Raw genomic sequence first — 18,512 nt, forward strand, 5'->3', positions numbered from 1 at the left:
ATTGGCGAAAATAAACAATCAGGCTACTGGTTTTACAGGAATGCCTTTTTGTAACGCATATAGTTTGTAATATTTCATAAAAGTTCCATGGGCAATATTCTTTGCGATCACATAGCCGGAGAAGCCGTCCAGGAAACCGAGGCGGATCAGATAGCTGTGTACAAATGCCCAGGCAGGGTTTACCAGCATACGGAACCAGCCGGAGCGTTTGCCTTTCCTGTAATACAGTTCAGCAGAGATGGAGCTGTATTTGTTGTTTTGCGATATATGCTCTTCCAGGCTATTGTAGGAGTAATGCAGCAGGTCTCCGCTGAGATGACCGAAGCTGGCGCCTTCTTCAGCCATGGTGCTTTCATGAACATCGTCAAGGCTCCAGCGGATCCTGCGACGGTCGAAGAGCCGCATCTTCCTGTCTGGATACCAATCCCCATGATAGATCCATTGACCACAATAATTGGTGCAACGGTTCATGGTATAACCGCTGTGAGGAAAATCATCTTTCTTAACCCTTTCGATGGATTGTTTGAGAACCTCGCTGAGCGCTTCGTCGGCATCGAGTGAGAGAATATGATCATATGACGCCTGTTGAAGGGCAAAGTTTTTCTGCCTGCCATATCCTTCAAATGCATGCTCGATGAACCGGACATTCTTCTCCAGGCAGATGGCTTTGGTCTTGTCTGTACTCAAAGAGTCCACTACCACCACTTCATCCGCCACTCCTTTCACGGAGTCGATGCAACGGCCGATATTCTTTTGCTCATTGAAAGTGATAATAACTACAGATAACTTTTCCATGGGGTTTTTCGTGGCATGAAAGTAATATAAATGACCATATTATCTGATTTGGTTTTTATTTTTGCAGGCGACATGACAAATTTCATTCCCATATTTCCCCTGGCAGTTGTGGTTTATCCCGGCGAAGTAATGCACCTGCATATCTTCGAACCGCGGTATAAACAGTTGATCCGTGAATGCCAGGAAAGCAGCAGGCCCTTTGGCATCCCTTCCGTGGTGAACGATAAACTGCAGGATATGGGCACCCTGGTGGAAGTCACGGAAATTGTGCAGGAGTACCAAAATGGCGAACTGGACATACGGACCAAAGGCCTGAAAGTATTTCGCATTTTGGAAGTGATCAAACAGATCCCCGACAAACTGTATAGCGGCGCTATCGTGAATTACCCTCACAATGAGGATGATGCCGGCAACCGCGCACTAATGCAGAAAGTGGTATTCGGTGTGAAGGAATTACATCGAATGCTCAATGTCAGCAAGGATTTCCGCAAATCAGAAGACCAGCTGAAGAGTTACGATGTAGCTCATCATGCCGGGCTTTCACTGGAGGAGGAATATGAAGTGCTTGGCCTGATGAATGAGCTCCAGCGGCAGGAATACATAAGGAGACACCTGGAAAAAGTATTGCCCATGCTGCAGGAAATGGAGCAACTCAAAGAGAAAGTAAAACTTAATGGTCATTTCAGAAACCTCTCTGCCTTTGACCTGGATATAGAATAATATCCAACTAAAATCCCATCAGCTTTGATGCCAACAACAACGCTTTGCCTTGATTTCGGAAATACCCGCCTCAAATGCGCGGTGTTCAGGAATGGGGAAATGGAAGAACTGATTGTTCTGCCCGATGATAGTGACGCCACTATCCGGGACCTCGTGAGCAGGTATCAGCCTGTCCGGTCCATCCTGTCTTCCGTTATCAATCACAATCCTTCCCTGGAAACGATCCTGGCCGAAGCAGGGCCTTTCCACAAACTCAGCAACCAGTCCAAACTTCCTTTCACCACTCCTGTAGGCAAGCCCGAAAGCATCGGCGCAGACAGGCTGGCCCTGGTTTCAGCCGCTGTGGACCTGTATCCCGGCAGGAATACCCTGGTGATCGCACTCGGCAGCGCCATCACATATAATTTTGTAAATAAATATAAAGAATTTGTCGGGGGCAGCATATCCCCAGGCATGGAAATGCGCTTCAAATCATTGAATGTTTTCACCGCCAAACTCCCGCTGGTAAAGAAAGATTGGAACTTCCCCCTCATGGGATATGACACCCGGACGAACATTTTAAGTGGCGTAATCCTTGGAATGGCTACTGAGATCGACGGAATCATAGAAATTTATCGACAAAAGTACCATAACTTTAACGCCGTCTTAACCGGGGGCGACGCACCGTATTTTGTCTATCATCTCAAAAACAAGATATTTGCAGACCCTAATTTAATCTATAAAGGGCTATATGCTATCTGCGAATACAACAATAACACCGACGTATAAGAAAATCGGACTGGTCTTAATTTTTTGGTGCTGTTTCATTTCCCTGGTACAGGCCCAAACTGAAAACTCTCCTTACTCACGTTATGGTTTAGGGGACCTCGTTCCCGGTCAATCCATCGCGAGCCGTGGTATGGGTGGGCTTTCAGCCGCTTATTTCGACTACACTTCGATCAACTTTATCAATCCCGCATCGTATTCCAAGATCAGCGCCACTACCCTCGACCTGGGTTTTGAGTTCGCTACCCGAACCATCAGGGCAGGTGAGAACACTTCCGACCCCAACAGGAAATTCAATTCATACAGCCCCAATATCTCTTATCTCCAACTGGGATTCCCACTGAAAAAGAATGGAGGATGGGGAATGAACCTTGGTCTGAACCCGGTGAACAGGGTCAACTACAAACTCACATCCAGCTCTCAGAAAATTTTTCCGGAGTTTGCAGATACAGTAGGCATTAATACGCTGTATGAAGGTTCCGGCGGCGCTTATGAGGCGCACATAGGAACCGGCTTCAATGTATTCAAGGGCTTTAGTGTTGGTTTCAATGTTGGCTATCTTTTCGGAACCAAAGACATCGGTACCCGCACCAATGTAGTAGACACTATTTCTTATTATTATAAATCCAACCACCAGCGTAAAACCCATTATGGCGGCATTCACCTCAATGGTGGATTACAATATATGGTGAAGCTGAATAAAGCCAACTTTCTGCGTTTAGGCGCCTACGGAAGTTTGCAGCGTAACCTCAATGCCAAAGAGGATTACACCGTTCACACATTTGAATATGCTACCTCCGGCGCAACAGACACTTTGGATATCGCTTATTCAGAAAAAGATATTTCAGGAACCGTGAAATACCCCGCCAGTTATGGCGCCGGTATCATCTGGGACAAACCAGGAAAATTCATGGTAGGCCTGGATTATGCCACTGAAAAATGGAGCTCTTACCGCTTCTATGAAGGCAAAGACATGCTGCAGGATAGCTGGGAAATCCGCTTCGGCGCACAACTCGCTCCCAGGATCGGTAAGACCTACTGGAGCAATGTGAGCTGGCGTGCTGGCTTCACATGGGGACAGGATTATATTTACGTGAACCAGACCGATCTCCCCAAATGGAGTGTTTCTGCCGGCGCTTCACTGCCCATGCGCAAGCCCGCCTACACCAACCAGTTCTCAGTGATCAATATCCTGTTTGAATATGGTAACCGCGGCAATAAGGATAATGCACTTCGTGAAAACTTTTTCAGATTTGGAGTTGGTCTCGCACTTACCGATATTTGGTTCCTCAAACGTAAGTACGATTAATACGTGACCAGGTTCATGTCAACATATTCTTTTTTTCGTGCAGCCCTGTTTATGGGCTGTTTTTTTCTTTTCTCCTGCGAGAACACTACCGAAGAAGTAGATGCTGCTTTCGGCAAGAAAGCGATAGCCATCGAAGAAGCCATTCAGGTAGACAGTTACATGAGCCAGGAAGGCAAGACCAAGGCCCGCCTCACTGCCCCGTACATGCTGCGACAGGTAAAAGATTCCCAATACATCGAATTCCCCCGCTCTTTGCATGTTGATTTTTACGATACCACCGGCGTTATCGAAACCATTCTCGATGCGAAATATGGAAAGTACCGTGAATACGAGAGCAAGGTATTGCTGAGGGATAGCGTGATTGTGATCAATATCAAAAATGGCGATACGCTTCGCACACCCGAATTGTGGTGGGACCAGAACAAAGAACAATTCTATACAGATAAACCTTCGCATATCACTAAACGTGATGGCACCGATATCTTTTCCCGCAATGGCATGAAGGCCAAACAGGACCTGAGCTGGTATGAACTGTATGGCAATTCCGGCAAACTGCCAACGCCTGATGAAGCCGGCCCCGCTGGCGCCGACAGTCTTCGCAGGGACTCAGCCACACCAGGCAAACCTGTTCCACCACCTCCACCAACTCCTGTTCCCGCAAAACAGGAACCCGCGAAACCAGCAGCCTGATCTCAACGGCAATTCTCCTCTTTCCTGCCAATCTTTTCCGTATTTTCAGTGCCTTAAAATGCAATGATCATGGAATATCGCAGACTTGGAAAATCAGGACTGGAATTGAGCGTACTGTCTTTCGGCAGCTGGGTAACCTTTCACAAACAACTGGAAGACGGACTTGCCGATGAACTGATGGGCATCGCCTATGACAGGGGCGTCAACTTCTTCGATAACGCTGAGGTATATGCGCTGGGAGAAAGTGAAAAGATGATGGGGCGCGTTCTCAAAAAGAAAAAATGGGACAGAACTTCCTATACAATTTCTTCCAAAGCCTATTTCGGCTGGAGAGGAAAAGATAACAAACCCAATCAGACAGGGCTCAGCCGCAAACATCTTTTTGAAGCCTGTAACGAAGCGCTGCAAAGACTTCAGCTGGACTACCTGGATCTTTTCTTCTGCCATCGTCCGGATGTGAATGTGCCGATCGAGGAAGTGGTCTGGACCATGCACAACCTAATTCAGCAGGGCAAGATCCTTTACTGGGGCACCAGCCAGTGGAGCGGAGCAGAGATCATGGAAGCGCATCGCGTGGCGCAGCAATACAATCTTATCGGGCCCGTAATGGAACAGCCGCAATACAATATGTTCGAGCGTTTCAAAATGGAGCAGGATTATCTTCCTGTATTCAAAAATGTTGGCCTGGGCACTACTATCTGGAGCCCGTTGGCAGCCGGCTTCCTCACAGGAAAATACAATGATGGCATCCCTGCGGATTCCCGCCTGGCCCTGGAAGGGTTCGACTGGCTGAAAGACCGCTGGATCCAGGATGCGAAGCTGGAGAAAGTGAAAAAACTCACAGAGCTGGCCAAACAACTCAATGTATCGCTCGCTTCGCTTGCAATTGCATGGACCATCAAAAATCCCAACGTGACCACCGCTATTCTCGGAGCCACTAAGAGATCACAACTGGATGACAACTTCAAAGCGCTCGACGTACTACAGTTGCTCACGCCGGAAGTGTTGGCGCAAATCGAAAATATTTTGCAGAATAAACCTTCAATGGATCTTGCATAACGGCCTGCCACAGTCGCTCGCCTCCCGGCGAGTGACTGCTACTGCGCAATCAGCTCTTCCCAGTATTCCGCGGCGCGTCGCGTATGCGGGATCACGATAGTACCACCCACAATATTCGCTACGGCAAATACTTCATACACCTGTTCAGTAGTGATACCCACTTCATGACATTTGCCAAGATGGTATTTGATACAATCATCGCAGCGCAGCACCATACTGGCTACCAGACCCAGCATTTCTTTGGTAGCCACATCCAATGCTCCGGCTTCATAGGTATTGGTGTCCAGATTCCAGAGGCGTTTCATTACCAGGTTATTCTTGCCCAGTATCACTTCATTCATTTTGGAACGGTAGTTGTTGAATTCCTGAATCAGATTGCTCATGTAGAAAATTTATTAAAGCTACATTAAGAAATGCAGCCGTTGATCATTTCCTTCTTTCTCAGAAAAATTGAATTTGTACATTCATTCTCTAAATGACTGTTTATGAAAAATGTCACATGGGTCCTCCTGTTTCTGTTGCAGGTGCCGGTTCTGTTTGCCCAGGAGCCTGTAAAAGTTACAGACATGCTGAAGATCAAAAGCATCAGCAGTGTAAACCTCTCCTATGACGGCAGCAAGGCCGTTTACAGCGTTACCGGCATCGAGCCTGATGGCGAAAGCAAAACCGATTACAAATATGTTTCTCAACTCTGGATGGTGGGTACCGATGGCAGTTCACAGCCAAAGCAACTCACCAGCAAAGAGAATGCAGGACAAGCCGCCTGGAGCCCCGATGGCAAAAGCATTGCCTTCGTTCGCGCAGCAGATGGTAAACCGCAGATTTTTTTGCTACGTCTCGATGGCGGCGAAGCCATTCAACTCACCAAACACAAGAACGGCGCATCTTCTCCCAAATGGAGCCCCGATGGAAAACAGATCCTCTTTGCTGCCGGTATCACCATCAAAGATCTACTCAAAGACACCATCCTCAATCCTGGTAAGATAGTTCCGGAATACACACTCGAAAGACCCGGATTCGATAACAACAACTGGCTGAAGAATTCATCCAAAGCAGATCCTGATGGGAATATCGAAGAAGTAAGAGCCTGGCTGGATAATAATATCACAGATAAGAAAGCCACACTACTCAATAAACTGAATTTCCAGGATGAAGCCAATATCAACGGTGGACAAGGCTTCACACATTACTGGCTGGTAAGCGCAACGCCCGGTGCCACACCTGCTCCCGTTACCAAAGGCTTTGCCAGACTGGCAATTGCGGATTTCACGCCCGATGGCTCCAAATTCATTCTGACCGGTAACACAGATATCAGCCAGAGCCCTGAACGCATCCTTGAAAATGAGATCTACATCATGGGAACTGATGGCAACAGGTTCAGAAAAGTGCTGGGAGAAAAAGGAAAATCCTTCTTCGCTCCCAAACTCTCTCCCTCAGGAAAACTGCTGGCCTTCGCTTACGGCACTACTTCTTTCGTGAATGTACAAGCGCTGGGCATTATGCCGATCGATGGCAATGAAAAAGATATCATCACCATTCCGTTCGACAGAACAAAAGGCGGCTTCACCTGGAGCAACGATGAAAAGTATCTCTACTTCACGGCTCAAAGCAACGGCGGCGCGCCCATCTACCGTGTTGATCTGAAAACGAGAAAAGTGGAACAGCTCACCGATTATGAAGGAGGTGTTGGCAGTTTCGATCTCGTGAACAATAAACTGGTGTACTCCAGAACCGATATTACCAGTCCATTCGAACTGTATCTCGCCGATGGTAGCGCAAAGAATGCAAAGCGCATCACATCACTCAATACTGATTGGATCAGTAAGAAACGTATATCCTTACCCGAAAAGAAAACTTTTGTGAACGATAAGGGTCTTACTGTAGAATACTGGGTGATGAAGCCCGCCAACTATGAGCCCGGCAAGAAATATCCCCTTGTACTGGAGATCCACGGGGGCCCTTCCGCCATGTGGGGACCAGGAGAAGCCAGCATGTGGCATGAATACCAGTTCTTCTGCAGCAAAGGCTATGGTGTTGTGTACAGCAACCCCAGGGGCAGCGGTGGATACGGACAGGAATTCCTTCGCGCCAATATAGAAGACTGGGGCAAGGGGCCTACCAGTGATGTACTCACTGCGCTGGATAAAACCGTTGCAGAAGGCTGGGCCGACACTTCCAAACTGGTAGTGACCGGAGGTTCCTATGCAGGCTACCTGGTGGCATGGATCATTTCTCATGATCAGCGATTCAAAGCTGCCTGCTCACAGCGAGGCGTATACGAACTCAATACCTTCTTTGGCGAAGGCAATGCCTGGAGACTGGTGCCTAACTATTTCGGTGGTTATCCCTGGGAGCCAAAAGCAAGAGAGATCCTCAACAGAGAATCTCCCTTCAATTATGTTGAAAATATCAGAACACCGTATATCATATTTCACGGAGACAATGACCGCAGAACAGGTTTTGTGCAAAGCGAAATGATGTATCGTGCACTGAAAGTGCTGGGCCGTCCGGTGGAATACGTTCGTCATCCCGGAGGAACTCACGAGCTCACACGCAGTGGCGATAACCGTCAGCGTATGGACCAGATGTTACGCACCTGGGAATTCTTCGAGCGTTATATCAGGTAGTCTGCTGCGGCGCAACCGGATGCTTCTCTTTGTAGAGCGCCCTGTAAGCGAGCCACGCACTCAGCAATAATAAGAATGCACCCAGATAGAAAGGCGCGCCGGGTAATTGTACCGGTGCGCTTTTATGTGTAAAGTAGCTGAACAATCCTGTCATCAGCGGAGGGCCGATCATCGCCGTTACACTGATCAGGCTTGTTAATGCACCCTGCAGTTCGCCCTGTTCGTTTGCAGGCACATGATTGGAGATGGTGCCCTGAAGAGCAGGACCGCCGATACCACCAAGACAATAGATAACCGTGAACACATACATCATCCAGCCTTCTGTTGCCAGCCCGAACAGCACCATGCCCACTGCATAAAGGATCAGCCCGATGTAAATACTTTTTTCCTGCCCGAACAGCGGGATCGTTTTGCGGATCAGCACGCCCTGCACCAGGCCAACGGTCAGTCCCACGATGCCCAGCGAAATACCGATCTCGCTTTCATGCCAGTTGAATTTCTCGATACCATAAAAACTCCATACACTTTGAACTGCGTGCGATGCAATGTATACGATCACCAGTGAAGTAACCAGTCCGATCAATGCCGGATATTTTTTCAGGTGCATCAATGAGCCTACCGGATTGGCGCGCTTCCATTCAAACTTGCGCCTGTTCTCTTTCTTGAGAGATTCAGGAAGAATGAAGAAACCATAGAGCCAGTTCAATAATGTAAGACCAGCACCTACCAGGAATGGAACACGGGTACCGAATCCGCCCAGCAATCCGCCGATCACAGGTCCGATGATAAAGCCCATTCCAAAAGCAGCGCCTACAATGCCGAAGTTCTGTGCACGCTTTTCAGGTTCACTGATATCTGCAATATAGGCTGTGGCCGTTGTGAAGCTGGCGCCTGTGATGCCTGCAATGATGCGGCCCAGGAAAAGCCAGCCTAACGTTGGCGCAAATGCGAGAAATATATAATCGATACCAAATCCAAATAAAGAAATAAGCAGGATAGGTCTTCTGCCATACCTGTCGCTAAGATTACCTAACAATGGAGAGAAAAGGAATTGCATGGCGGCATAAGCAGTCACCATCCAGCCACCGATAGTGGAAGCAGTACTGATGTCTACATGCGCCAGTTCCATGATCAGTTTTGGCATTACCGGGATGATGATCCCAAATCCGATCACATCAATTAAAATGGTTACGAAGATGAATCCTAAAGCCGCTTTCCCCGTTGATCTCATGAGATGAAGTTTAGTTGTTGTAAGAGCTCTGCAAAGTAAGTGTATTAAGGCTTTGCAGCCATACAATCATGCTTGTAACCGGTGAAATTTCGGCAAAAAGAGAGTGTTTTTTTTGCACATCGGGAATGATGCAGCAACATTATAATTGGAAAACATTTTGACCTCGGAAATTGTTTGGCAAATTCACCTTTTCAGGTAGAAATGCGAACAACTTTTTGAAGAGAGCTTGAGTGCAATAAAAAAAGCCCCGCAGATGCGAGGCTTTCAGTATCGGTTATACGCACTAATTAATAACGGTTGTTATAGTTATTATTGCGGGGAGCGAAAGAGCGTTTTTGACCGCCGCCGCCACCGTTGCCGCTACGCTCTTCGCGAGGACGTGCTTCAGTAACTTTGATAGCTCTTCCTTCTACAATGCCACCATCCAACTCAGTGATCGCCTTTTGAGCAGCTTCGTTATCGGGCATTTCCACGAAACCAAAGCCACGGCTTTTGTTGGTGAATTTGTCAGTGATAACTTTGGCAGAAGTTACTTCGCCATAGTCTGCAAAAAAGTCGTTCAGATCTTCATCCGTAACGTTGTAGCTCAAATTCGAAACATAAATGTTCATACTAAAAACTGGTTAAATTAAATAATCATCTGAGAAGTAAGCAGAGTAAAGAAGACTTAACTAATAGCAGGGGAATTGCGTAGCAGAATTTATCGTTCACTTACTAAATGCTCAATCGCTCAAATTGCGACGCAAATATACGGCTTTCTAAAAATACTACCTCAATTTACCTAATTTTGCTTTTCTATAAACCAAAGCATGGCAGCACAACAATTCGACTTCGGTATGATCGGCCTCGGAGTAATGGGCAGAAACCTCCTCCTGAACATGGCTGATCACGGATTTAAGGTAATCGGATTTGATAAGGACGAACAGAAGACCACCGCCTTCGAAAAAGCCGCAACCACCGGTACCACAGTAAAAGGAGTGAGCAATCTGAAAGCTATGACAGACGGGCTTTCCCTACCACGCAGGATCATGATGCTGGTTCCCGCCGGCAAACCCGTGGACGATGTGATCGAAAGTCTTCTCCCCCTGGTTCAGCCCGGCGATATCATTATCGACGGCGGCAACTCCCACTACACAGACACGCTGAGAAGGGTGCAATACCTCGCTGAAAAAGGTATCCATTTTATGGGTGTGGGCGTATCCGGAGGAGAACAGGGCGCCAGAACAGGCCCGAGTATCATGCCCGGAGGCGACCAGGAAGCGTACCCCCATGTACAACCTATGCTGGAAGCCATTTCCGCCAAATTCAAAGGAGAGCCCTGCGTTGCACACCTCGGTAAAGGCGCAGCAGGCCACTACGTGAAAATGGTCCACAATGGAATCGAATATGCCATCATGCAACTGATCTGCGAAGCCTATGACCTGCTTCACCGCGGAGCAGGCCTAAGCAATGATGAACTCCACCAGACATTCGATGCGTGGAACAAAGGCGAACTGCAATCCTTCCTCATCGAGATCACTGCAGCCATCTTCAAACAAAAAGACGATAAAACAAATAATTACCTCGTTGATATGATCCTGGACAAAGCCGGAGCCAAAGGCACCGGTAAATGGACCTCCCAGGATGCCATGGACATCGGCGTTCCCATACCCACCATCGATATGGCAGTGACTATGCGCAATATCTCCGCACTGAAATCCGAAAGGACCAATTCGGCTGCATTATTTGCTCATTCCATCACTCCCGTTACAACCGATAAAGCTACATTTGTACAGCAGGTGCATGATGCACTCTTCTTTGGTATACTCATCAGTTATACACAGGGACTGGCCATGCTGCACCGCGCTTCCACAGAGCTGGATATGCAGATCCCCATGCCTTCTGTTGTAAGAGTATGGAGAGCCGGCTGTATTATCCGTTCCACATTGCTTGACCTGTTCACGAACATTTATGATCAGAACCCTCAGCTGGAAAATTTGTTATTAGATAAACAGATTGCAAACATGCTGAAGGGCAAAGAAGCCGGAATGCGCGCCGTAGCAGCCACCGCTGTTACCAACCGCTTCCCTGCCGGCGCTCTGCTGAATGCACTCACCTACTTTGATGCTTACACCAGCGCGCAATTACCGATCAACCTGTTACAGGCTCAAAGGGATTATTTCGGGGCTCATACCTATCAGCGTATCGACCAACCCGGATCTTTCCACACTGAATGGAACCAATGATTTTGACTACTGAATTATCTCAATACTATGCAACAACATAAAAGGCCACCGGCAGCACTATTATTCATCTTCGGTGGCAGTGGCGATCTCAATCACAGAAAGCTTTCCCCGGCTCTCTTCAATCTTTTTATCGATAACTGGATGCCCGAGAAATTCGGCATCGTAGGGATCGGAAGAAGACCCTACACTACCGAAGGTTACCATACACATCTGATGGATGGCATACGCCAGTTCTCCCGCCGCAAGGAAGAACAGAATGGTAAGTGGAATGATTTCTCTCAGCATGTATCTTACCTCCAGATGAATGCTGAAGTAGAAGAAGAGTACCAGAAGATCGCCGAGATCGTGAAACAGAAAGAAGCTGAATTTGGAGAACACCCCAATGTGATCTTCTATATGGCCGTGGCCCCGCAACTGGTGCCTGATATCGCTCAGAAACTCGGCTCCCTCAATATTTGCCATGATACCAAGTGCACCCGCATTGTGGTAGAAAAACCATTTGGTCATGATCTGGAAAGTGCAAAGGAGCTCAACAATCTGCTCTCTTCACTCTTCAACGAAGAACAGATCTACCGCATAGACCATTATCTCGGAAAAGAAACAGTTCAGAATATCCTCGCCCTGCGTTTCGCCAATGCGCTCTTCGAACCCATCTGGAACCGCAATTATATCGACCATATCCAGATCACTGCGGCTGAAACCGTAGGCGCTGAAGGTCGTGGCGATTATTACGAACGCTCCGGGGCGCTCCGCGACATGGTGCAGAACCATATCCTGCAGCTCATGTGTATGATCGCGATGGAAGCACCCGTGTCTTTCGAGGCCAATGAGATCCGTAACAAAAAAGTGGATGTTCTCAACGCCATCAGGAGATATTCTAACGATGAAGTACATGCGCATGCAGTACGCGGCCAGTACTCCGGCGGCTGGATGAAAGGACAACAGGTTCCCGGCTATCGTCAGGAAAAAAGTGTTAGTCCTGATTCGCCCATCGACACTTTTGCCGCTGTTAAATTCTATATCGATAACTGGAGATGGCAGGATGTGCCCTTCTACGTGCGTACAGGAAAACGCATGCACGAAAAATCCACCATCATCAACATACAATTCAAGCCCGCGCCATCTTATGCCTTCCCTTCCGAAGCAGCAGATACCTGGCGCCCCAACAGGCTTACCATCAGCATTCAGCCCGAAATGGATATCCGTCTGCGCTTCCAGGCAAAACGCCCCGGACAGAGCATGACCCTCAATCCCGTGGATATGATCTTCAATTACAAAGACGCTTATGATGGCGACGAACCGGAAGCATACGAAACGCTGCTGCTGGATGTAATGGAAGGAAACCAAACCCTTTTCATGCGCTCAGACCAGGTGGAAGCTGCCTGGAAGATCATCATGCCCATCCTCGAAACATGGGAAAGCAGATCACCCGTTGATTTCCCCAACTATGCACCAGACAGCTGGGGACCTGAAGACGCAGAAGCGCTCATCGCACGCGATGGCAAGAACTGGGTAACACTTCCTCAACCACACAAGGATTAAGCATGCTGCACATTTATAAAGATGCGAATGAAGTGAGTCATCAACTCGCTGAATGGATCACGAGCCTCATCGAAAGAACCCTGCAGAACCAGGATGGTTTTACCTGGGTGCTCACCGGCGGCAACTCGCCCAAGCAATTGTACGAACTGCTGTCAACAAGCCCTTACCGTGAACGCATCCAATGGGAGAAGCTGCATTTTTTCTGGGGCGATGAAAGAGCAGTGCCGTTTGAAGACAGTCGCAATAACGCACGTATGACCTTCGAAGCGCTGCTGAATAAAGTGCCTGTGAAAAAAGAACAGGTTCATATCATGCAAACGGATCTCGCGGCAGATGCAGCAGCCTTTGCCTATGAAAAGATCCTGCATACATATTTTCCCTCAGGGAATCAAACCTTCGATCTCGTATTGAATGGAATGGGAGATGATGCGCATACGCTCAGCCTTTTCCCCGGATCACCTGCTATCAAAGAACAGGAAGCATGGGTAACATCTTTCTGGCTTGAGGCGCAGGATATGTATCGTATCACGCTTACAGCACCGGTAGTGAACCTCGCGAAGAGCGTAGTGTTCCTGACTTTTGGGGCAAACAAAGCAAACGCATTGCAGCATGTGCTGGAAGGACCGGAGAATATTGAGTTGTATCCTTCCCAATTGATACAACCACAGTCAGGCGAACTGCATTGGTTTGTGGATGAAGCGGCGGCAGGTGGATTGAAAGACAAAACTTCCGGGAATCAATCATAATATCAGGGTCGACACATAACTTTATAGAGCGTCTGTGCAACGTTGTACAGACGCTTTTTCTTTAGTGTAGATGCTATAAAAGAAACTTAATCTAAGCTTGAACTTATATTCATAAATTGTATCTACTTAAAAGAGAGAAGTGGTTGCTATTAATTCCAATAGAAAATTCTGTTATCGGATTTGCCATTTGCAAAACCTTGTAAATATTGTACAAGCAGGACTTTGCACGAGGGGTCAGCCAATAAAGCCTTTTGAGCCTTTGCATCTCAATTATGAAAAATGGCCAGAAGTGAACATTTTGTTGAAACAGAATTAGATTCAGAAGATACTATCAGGCTTAAAAATCTGATACACCTTATTGATGGCTTCAGTTCAGAACTTTCCCTGGAGATTCTGGCAACTACTGATTATATATTAAAAGATAATCCTTCACTCTCGTTGGAAGGAGTAATGAACAAAATTTGGAATGAACGTAAGAAAGAGTTGTTTAAAGAAGAACATGTATCAATTGCATATAAACAACTGTTGGATTATAGTGACAAACTAGCTTAATCCATTGCCCTCAACCAATCCACAATTCCCCTCATAATCTTATTCGCCACATCTTCATCAAACCCTTTCTTCAGCATCCTCTTCTCTTCATCCTCATTGCTCAGGAAACCAACTTCCACCAAACAGTTCGGATATTCTGTTGGACCGCTCAATGCAAAATTGAAACCTCCAATATTTCCATAATTGTTGAAATTCAGCTCCAGCATACGTTTGAGGATCGCCTGTGTCAATGGTTGAAAACCGATATAACGGTAATAGGTACTCGTACCGCTCACAGCAGGATTGCCGGATGAATTGAAGTGGATGCTGATCAGCAGATCAGGTTCCGCTTTTCGCAACAATGCCGCACGCTCAGGTTGCGTTACATCAGCATCAGTAGTTCTGGTCATGACAACCGTTGCGCCTTTTTGATTCAACAATTTTTCAAGCGCCTTTGCATATTGAAGCGTGAGGTTCTTTTCAAGTACTTTAGAATTCTTCCCGGATGCGCCAAGATTGCTGCCTCCATGTCCTGCATCGATGGCAATCACCATATCGCGCAGACGCAGACTTTCGGGAGGACGCTTCACCTTGATCTGCAGCCTGCTTCCCAGACTATCGTACGCAATGGAGTATCCCCAGTGAACAGGCTTACCCAACTCGATGAACACACGCATTACATCATCCTCCGGCTGCTCATACCAAACGCTGCTGATAAAAGAAGAGGTACCGCGTTGTGTGATCCAGTTGGTATTGGAGGTAACGCCATAGAGGTCCACCACGATCCGGGAAGGACTTATTTGTTGCACACTTTTATAAGGCAGCCTGTTAGGTAATGAGATCGACACCAGATCATACTTCCCTTCTCCGCTTACCATCCAGCTGCCGCTGAGGTTCTCGTTGCCGAGACGCAAACCTGAGTCAGCCGCCACATTGGCCTTGGATACATAAGCGATATGATATTTCGATAACTGTACTTTGTAATCCGTGCCTGTTGAGTCTACCACCTTCAGCACTACATTGGTATCGAGATAAGTCATTTTTGCTCCGCCCAGGCGGTCGTCCCCGGTGCCGTATTCCAGGTATGGCAATGGTCCGATGGTTTTCACCAGGAAGGGCTTTACAGTGGAATCCTGCGCTTTACCCATTGCTCCGGCAGCAAGAATGAATAATACAATTAGCATATTTTTCATATAGGAAAGATACAGTATTGCAAAAGGATTTTATTATTTTTACCGCAACCCTAAACCTCTATCTAACCGAATGAGACTGTTTTTTCTGTTGGTAATCGTATGTTCCAGCCCCCCATGCTTTTCCCAATCCATCACTTACAAACCACTTAATGACGATGCCGCCCAGATCAAATCCTGGGACGCGAATATGGCCACGCAACACAAGCAATTGCTGGATACACTCCGCAATTACTACAAGGCCGATTTCAAAAAGATCTATGAGAACAGATATACAGATCTCAAAGAGCTCACAGCTAAAAATCGCATTCTCACAGATTCTGTTGCCAACAATTACCTGCAACAACTGGTAAAAACCATTTTCATCAACAACCCCGTAATCTCCCAGCAAGGTTACAGGATCAGGTTCACAAGGGACTATTGGCCCAATGCCGCCAGTATGGGTGAAGGCACCATCATATTCAATATCGGGCTCTTTACCAAACTGCAAAATGAAAGCCAGGTTGCGTTCGTGCTTTGTCACGAAATTGCCCACTATCACCTTCGCCATAGTCAGAACAGCATCGAACGTTATGTGAATACTATCAACTCTAAAGAATACCAGGAAGAGCTCAGGCGCATCGTGAAGTCGGAGTACCAGCGTGGCAAGCAGCTCGAAAGCCTTGCAAAGTCTGTCACCTTCAATAACCGCCGTCACACCCGCGAACATGAATCTTCTGCAGACAGCATGGCATTGGAGCTGTTCCGGAATACACCCTTCAAAACAGAAGAAGCGCTCAGTTGTCTGGCACTGTTGGACAGTATCGACAGAGACAAATACAATATAGCTCCGGCGCTCGATAAGATCTTCAACTTCCCGCAATATCCCTTCCAGAAAAAATGGATACAGGAAGAACAATCACTGTTCAGCGCAATGGCCGCTTCATCTAAAGAAGAAAAGAGTAAAGACAGGGACTCGCTCAAAACGCACCCCGACTGTGCTGTTCGGGTAAAGCAACTGTCAGAAAAAGTGAAACAGTACAGCACGGGAAATAAACAAATCGCTCCGGTTGATGCGGTTTCCTTCAAACAGCTGCAGGAGCTTTTCGATTATGAGATCATTGCGCACTGCTTCAATAACGATTATGTTTCAAGAAGTTTTTATTACACGCTTCAACTGTTGCACTCCCGTCCAAATGATCCCTGGCTGATCGCCAACACCGGGCGTTGCCTGAACCGGATGTTCCAGGCACAGAAGAATCATGAACTGAATAAGATCGTGGACCTGCCTTCACCCTGGCAGGAGGAGAAATACAATGCCGTACTCCAGTTCATTCAAAGAGTAAGGCTGATGGACTTTGCCGCCATCAGTTATTATTTCCTGCAGCCTCATGAAAAGATGGAAAACCCGTCTGAAGACATGCTGGTGGCGCTGATCAACAGCAAGATCAATTTCAACAAACCAGAAGAACAATCCTCTCTCATAGCCCTGTACAATAAACTTTATCCAAACGGAAAAACAAAATTTTGATAATAACCCTCAATCAAATCATGAAAAAGATTACCGGAATGCTTGCCCTGGCCCTTACTATCGGTCAGGCCACTACTGCTCAGAAACTGAGTATCGAAAATGTAAGGACAGTATCCCTCAGAAGTACAGGAGCTATCAAAGCCCATGAAGAGGTAAAAGGCTACTTCACTTTATACCAGGGAGATAAGATCGATAAGAACACCAATGAATACGCACTCCAGATCATGGACGAAAACCTCAATAAGGTAAAGGAGGTAAAGTTCACGGATTCCAGAAAAGTGCAATTGCTGGAATCCGCTCATAATGGAACGGATCTCATCTTCAAATTCTTCGATGAAGAGCAGAAACTGATCGACTTCCGCGTATACGGATTTGATGGAAAAAAGAAATTCAACTACCAGCGCGAAGTGGACAAAAAGACAAAACGATACATGGAACAGCTGGATGCCTACTTGAAAAATGGCGCAGAAAATAAATCCATTTTTTCTGTAGGCGACAATGGGTACATCTCGGTTATCCCTGTTCGTGATGAGGGAGACTTCACCTATGAAGTGTCTTACTATGGCAGCGGTAAGAAAAGCAGCTGGACATTCAATCCTGATGGCGAAGATTCCAAAACAGCACAAGCACAATACCTTGGCAGTACAGACAGCGTGGCCGTATTTTCAGTGATGAAAAAAAGCAACAGGCTCACAAAAAAATCCTCTTCCTTCCTGATGGGATTATACCTGCATAATGGAAAAATTGCTTTTGATTTCGAGACGGATAAGGACAAATTCAATTTCCTGCCAATGAATATCTCCCCGATCGTTGGCACCACCAATTTCCTGGTGATGGGGCAATATTGCGATAAAGAAGACAATATCTCCAAAGGAAAAAGTTTGGGCCTCGGTATGTGGCTGGTAAACTCCCAGGGAAAGATCCTCAATGCCAAATACAATTCCTGGGAATCAGAGATCGGCAAGCACCTCAGCGTAAATGCAAAAGGTCGCGTGGAAGATATTGGCTATATCTACTTCCATAAGATCCTGCAAACTGAAGACGGTAACTTCTTTGCCGTTGGAGAAGGTTATAAGCGCCAGGCCGATGCAGTAGGAATTGCTGCCAATGTTCTGGTTGGCGGAGGTGCTGCGTCTACAACCAAGATCAAAGTAACGGACATGATGATGCTTAGCTTCGATCAGCAGTTCAATATCAAAGCCGCCACTATCTACGATAAAACTCCCACCAATGTGGCCCTTCTGCCAGGAATGGATTTTGCCAACCTGCCTACTGTTGCCATGTGGGTGAAATATTTCTTCAACGGTTTCGACTACGCATTCACGCAAACTGACAAAACACACTCCACTTTCACAGTTGGATATATCGATTTTGTAAAAGAAAAAGATTACAAAGGCGGCACCTTCAATGCCATCACCTACTATAATGGCCAGTTTACGAAAGACAAGGTCAACCTTGTAAAGAATGGCAGCAAATTAAGTGTGTATGAAGGCAAGCTCGGCGCCATCATGATCGCTGAATATTTCAAAAAAGAGAAGAAGCTGGAACTGAGACTGGAAAAAATCAACTAAT

General features: G+C 46.9%; 17 protein-coding genes. 12 read left to right on the forward strand and 5 right to left on the reverse strand.

The features are described 5' to 3' along the window. Positions 1 to 18: 18 nt before the first annotated feature. The gene (locus FSB84_RS05875) at positions 19 to 795 is read right to left on the reverse strand and encodes a glycosyltransferase family 2 protein (RefSeq protein WP_130542450.1); all 777 of its coding nucleotides are present in this window, start codon (positions 793 to 795) and stop codon (positions 19 to 21) included. Positions 796 to 867: 72 nt separating this feature from the next. On the opposite strand from FSB84_RS05875, the gene FSB84_RS05880 reads away from it, so the two are divergent. The 5 genes from FSB84_RS05880 (at position 868) to FSB84_RS05900 (ending at position 5,338) form a co-directional block, all read left to right on the forward strand. Then, positions 868 to 1,515 (forward strand): LON peptidase substrate-binding domain-containing protein, encoded by a 648-nt coding sequence (locus tag FSB84_RS05880; protein WP_130542449.1) that lies wholly within the window; start codon positions 868 to 870, stop codon positions 1,513 to 1,515. A gap of 27 nt (positions 1,516 to 1,542) precedes the next feature. Beyond that, the gene (locus tag FSB84_RS05885; protein ID WP_130543211.1) at positions 1,543 to 2,283 is read left to right on the forward strand and encodes a type III pantothenate kinase; all 741 of its coding nucleotides are present in this window, start codon (positions 1,543 to 1,545) and stop codon (positions 2,281 to 2,283) included. 130 nt (positions 2,284 to 2,413) lie between these two features. Beyond that, a complete protein-coding gene (locus tag FSB84_RS05890) occupies positions 2,414 to 3,589 on the forward strand; it encodes a hypothetical protein (protein ID WP_130542448.1) in 1,176 nt (391 codons plus the stop codon). A gap of 15 nt (positions 3,590 to 3,604) precedes the next feature. After that, positions 3,605 to 4,279, forward strand: coding sequence for an LPS export ABC transporter periplasmic protein LptC (gene lptC / locus FSB84_RS05895; RefSeq protein ID WP_130542447.1), 675 nt, complete (start codon positions 3,605 to 3,607; stop codon positions 4,277 to 4,279). A gap of 69 nt (positions 4,280 to 4,348) precedes the next feature. Further along, a complete protein-coding gene (locus FSB84_RS05900) occupies positions 4,349 to 5,338 on the forward strand; it encodes a potassium channel beta subunit family protein (RefSeq protein ID WP_130542446.1) in 990 nt (329 codons plus the stop codon). A 38-nt stretch (positions 5,339 to 5,376) separates the two neighbouring features. Here the strand turns inward: FSB84_RS05900 and FSB84_RS05905 are convergent, their stop codons facing one another. Then, positions 5,377 to 5,721: a carboxymuconolactone decarboxylase family protein gene (locus FSB84_RS05905; protein WP_130542445.1), complete on the reverse strand. Its 345-nt coding sequence runs from the start codon at positions 5,719 to 5,721 to the stop codon at positions 5,377 to 5,379. Positions 5,722 to 5,823: 102 nt separating this feature from the next. Between FSB84_RS05905 and FSB84_RS05910 the strand changes: the two genes are divergently transcribed. After that, positions 5,824 to 7,965 (forward strand): S9 family peptidase, encoded by a 2,142-nt coding sequence (locus FSB84_RS05910; protein WP_130542444.1) that lies wholly within the window; start codon positions 5,824 to 5,826, stop codon positions 7,963 to 7,965. Here the strand turns inward: FSB84_RS05910 and FSB84_RS05915 are convergent. Then, positions 7,958 to 9,196, reverse strand: a complete 1,239-nt coding sequence (locus FSB84_RS05915; protein ID WP_130542443.1) for a TCR/Tet family MFS transporter — start codon at positions 9,194 to 9,196, stop codon at positions 7,958 to 7,960. The two genes, FSB84_RS05910 and FSB84_RS05915, sit on opposite strands and share 8 nt — an antisense overlap. A 287-nt stretch (positions 9,197 to 9,483) precedes the next feature. After that, complete coding sequence (locus FSB84_RS05920) at positions 9,484 to 9,807, reverse strand: RNA recognition motif domain-containing protein (protein ID WP_130542442.1); 324 nt, start codon at positions 9,805 to 9,807, stop codon at positions 9,484 to 9,486. 198 nt (positions 9,808 to 10,005) lie between these two features. Between FSB84_RS05920 and gndA the strand changes: the two genes are divergently transcribed. The 4 genes from gndA (at position 10,006) to FSB84_RS05940 (ending at position 14,261) form a co-directional block, all read left to right on the forward strand. Next, entirely contained in the window at positions 10,006 to 11,421 is a 1,416-nt protein-coding gene (gene gndA, locus FSB84_RS05925; protein WP_130542441.1) for an NADP-dependent phosphogluconate dehydrogenase, read from the forward strand. A gap of 27 nt (positions 11,422 to 11,448) precedes the next feature. Further along, positions 11,449 to 12,963 carry a glucose-6-phosphate dehydrogenase gene (zwf, locus tag FSB84_RS05930; protein ID WP_130542440.1) on the forward strand — a complete coding sequence of 505 codons (1,515 nt, stop codon included), beginning with the start codon at positions 11,449 to 11,451 and terminating at the stop codon, positions 12,961 to 12,963. Between the two features lie 2 nt (positions 12,964 to 12,965). Beyond that, complete coding sequence (pgl, locus tag FSB84_RS05935) at positions 12,966 to 13,709, forward strand: 6-phosphogluconolactonase (RefSeq protein WP_130542439.1); 744 nt, start codon at positions 12,966 to 12,968, stop codon at positions 13,707 to 13,709. A gap of 279 nt (positions 13,710 to 13,988) precedes the next feature. Next, entirely contained in the window at positions 13,989 to 14,261 is a 273-nt protein-coding gene (locus FSB84_RS05940) for a hypothetical protein (protein WP_130542438.1), read from the forward strand. Here the strand turns inward: FSB84_RS05940 and FSB84_RS05945 are convergent. Beyond that, entirely contained in the window at positions 14,258 to 15,433 is a 1,176-nt protein-coding gene (locus FSB84_RS05945; RefSeq protein ID WP_130542437.1) for an N-acetylmuramoyl-L-alanine amidase, read from the reverse strand. The genes FSB84_RS05940 and FSB84_RS05945 overlap by 4 nt on opposite strands. A gap of 70 nt (positions 15,434 to 15,503) precedes the next feature. Between FSB84_RS05945 and FSB84_RS05950 the strand changes: the two genes are divergently transcribed. Then, entirely contained in the window at positions 15,504 to 16,940 is a 1,437-nt protein-coding gene (locus tag FSB84_RS05950) for a M48 family metallopeptidase (RefSeq protein WP_130542436.1), read from the forward strand. A gap of 20 nt (positions 16,941 to 16,960) precedes the next feature. Beyond that, positions 16,961 to 18,511, forward strand: a complete 1,551-nt coding sequence (locus FSB84_RS05955) for a DUF6770 family protein (protein WP_130542435.1) — start codon at positions 16,961 to 16,963, stop codon at positions 18,509 to 18,511. The last annotated feature ends 1 nt before the right edge of the window (position 18,512 follow it).

This window comes from Pseudobacter ginsenosidimutans (assembly GCF_007970185.1).
GTDB classification, from domain to species: Bacteria; Bacteroidota; Bacteroidia; order Chitinophagales; family Chitinophagaceae; genus Pseudobacter; species Pseudobacter ginsenosidimutans.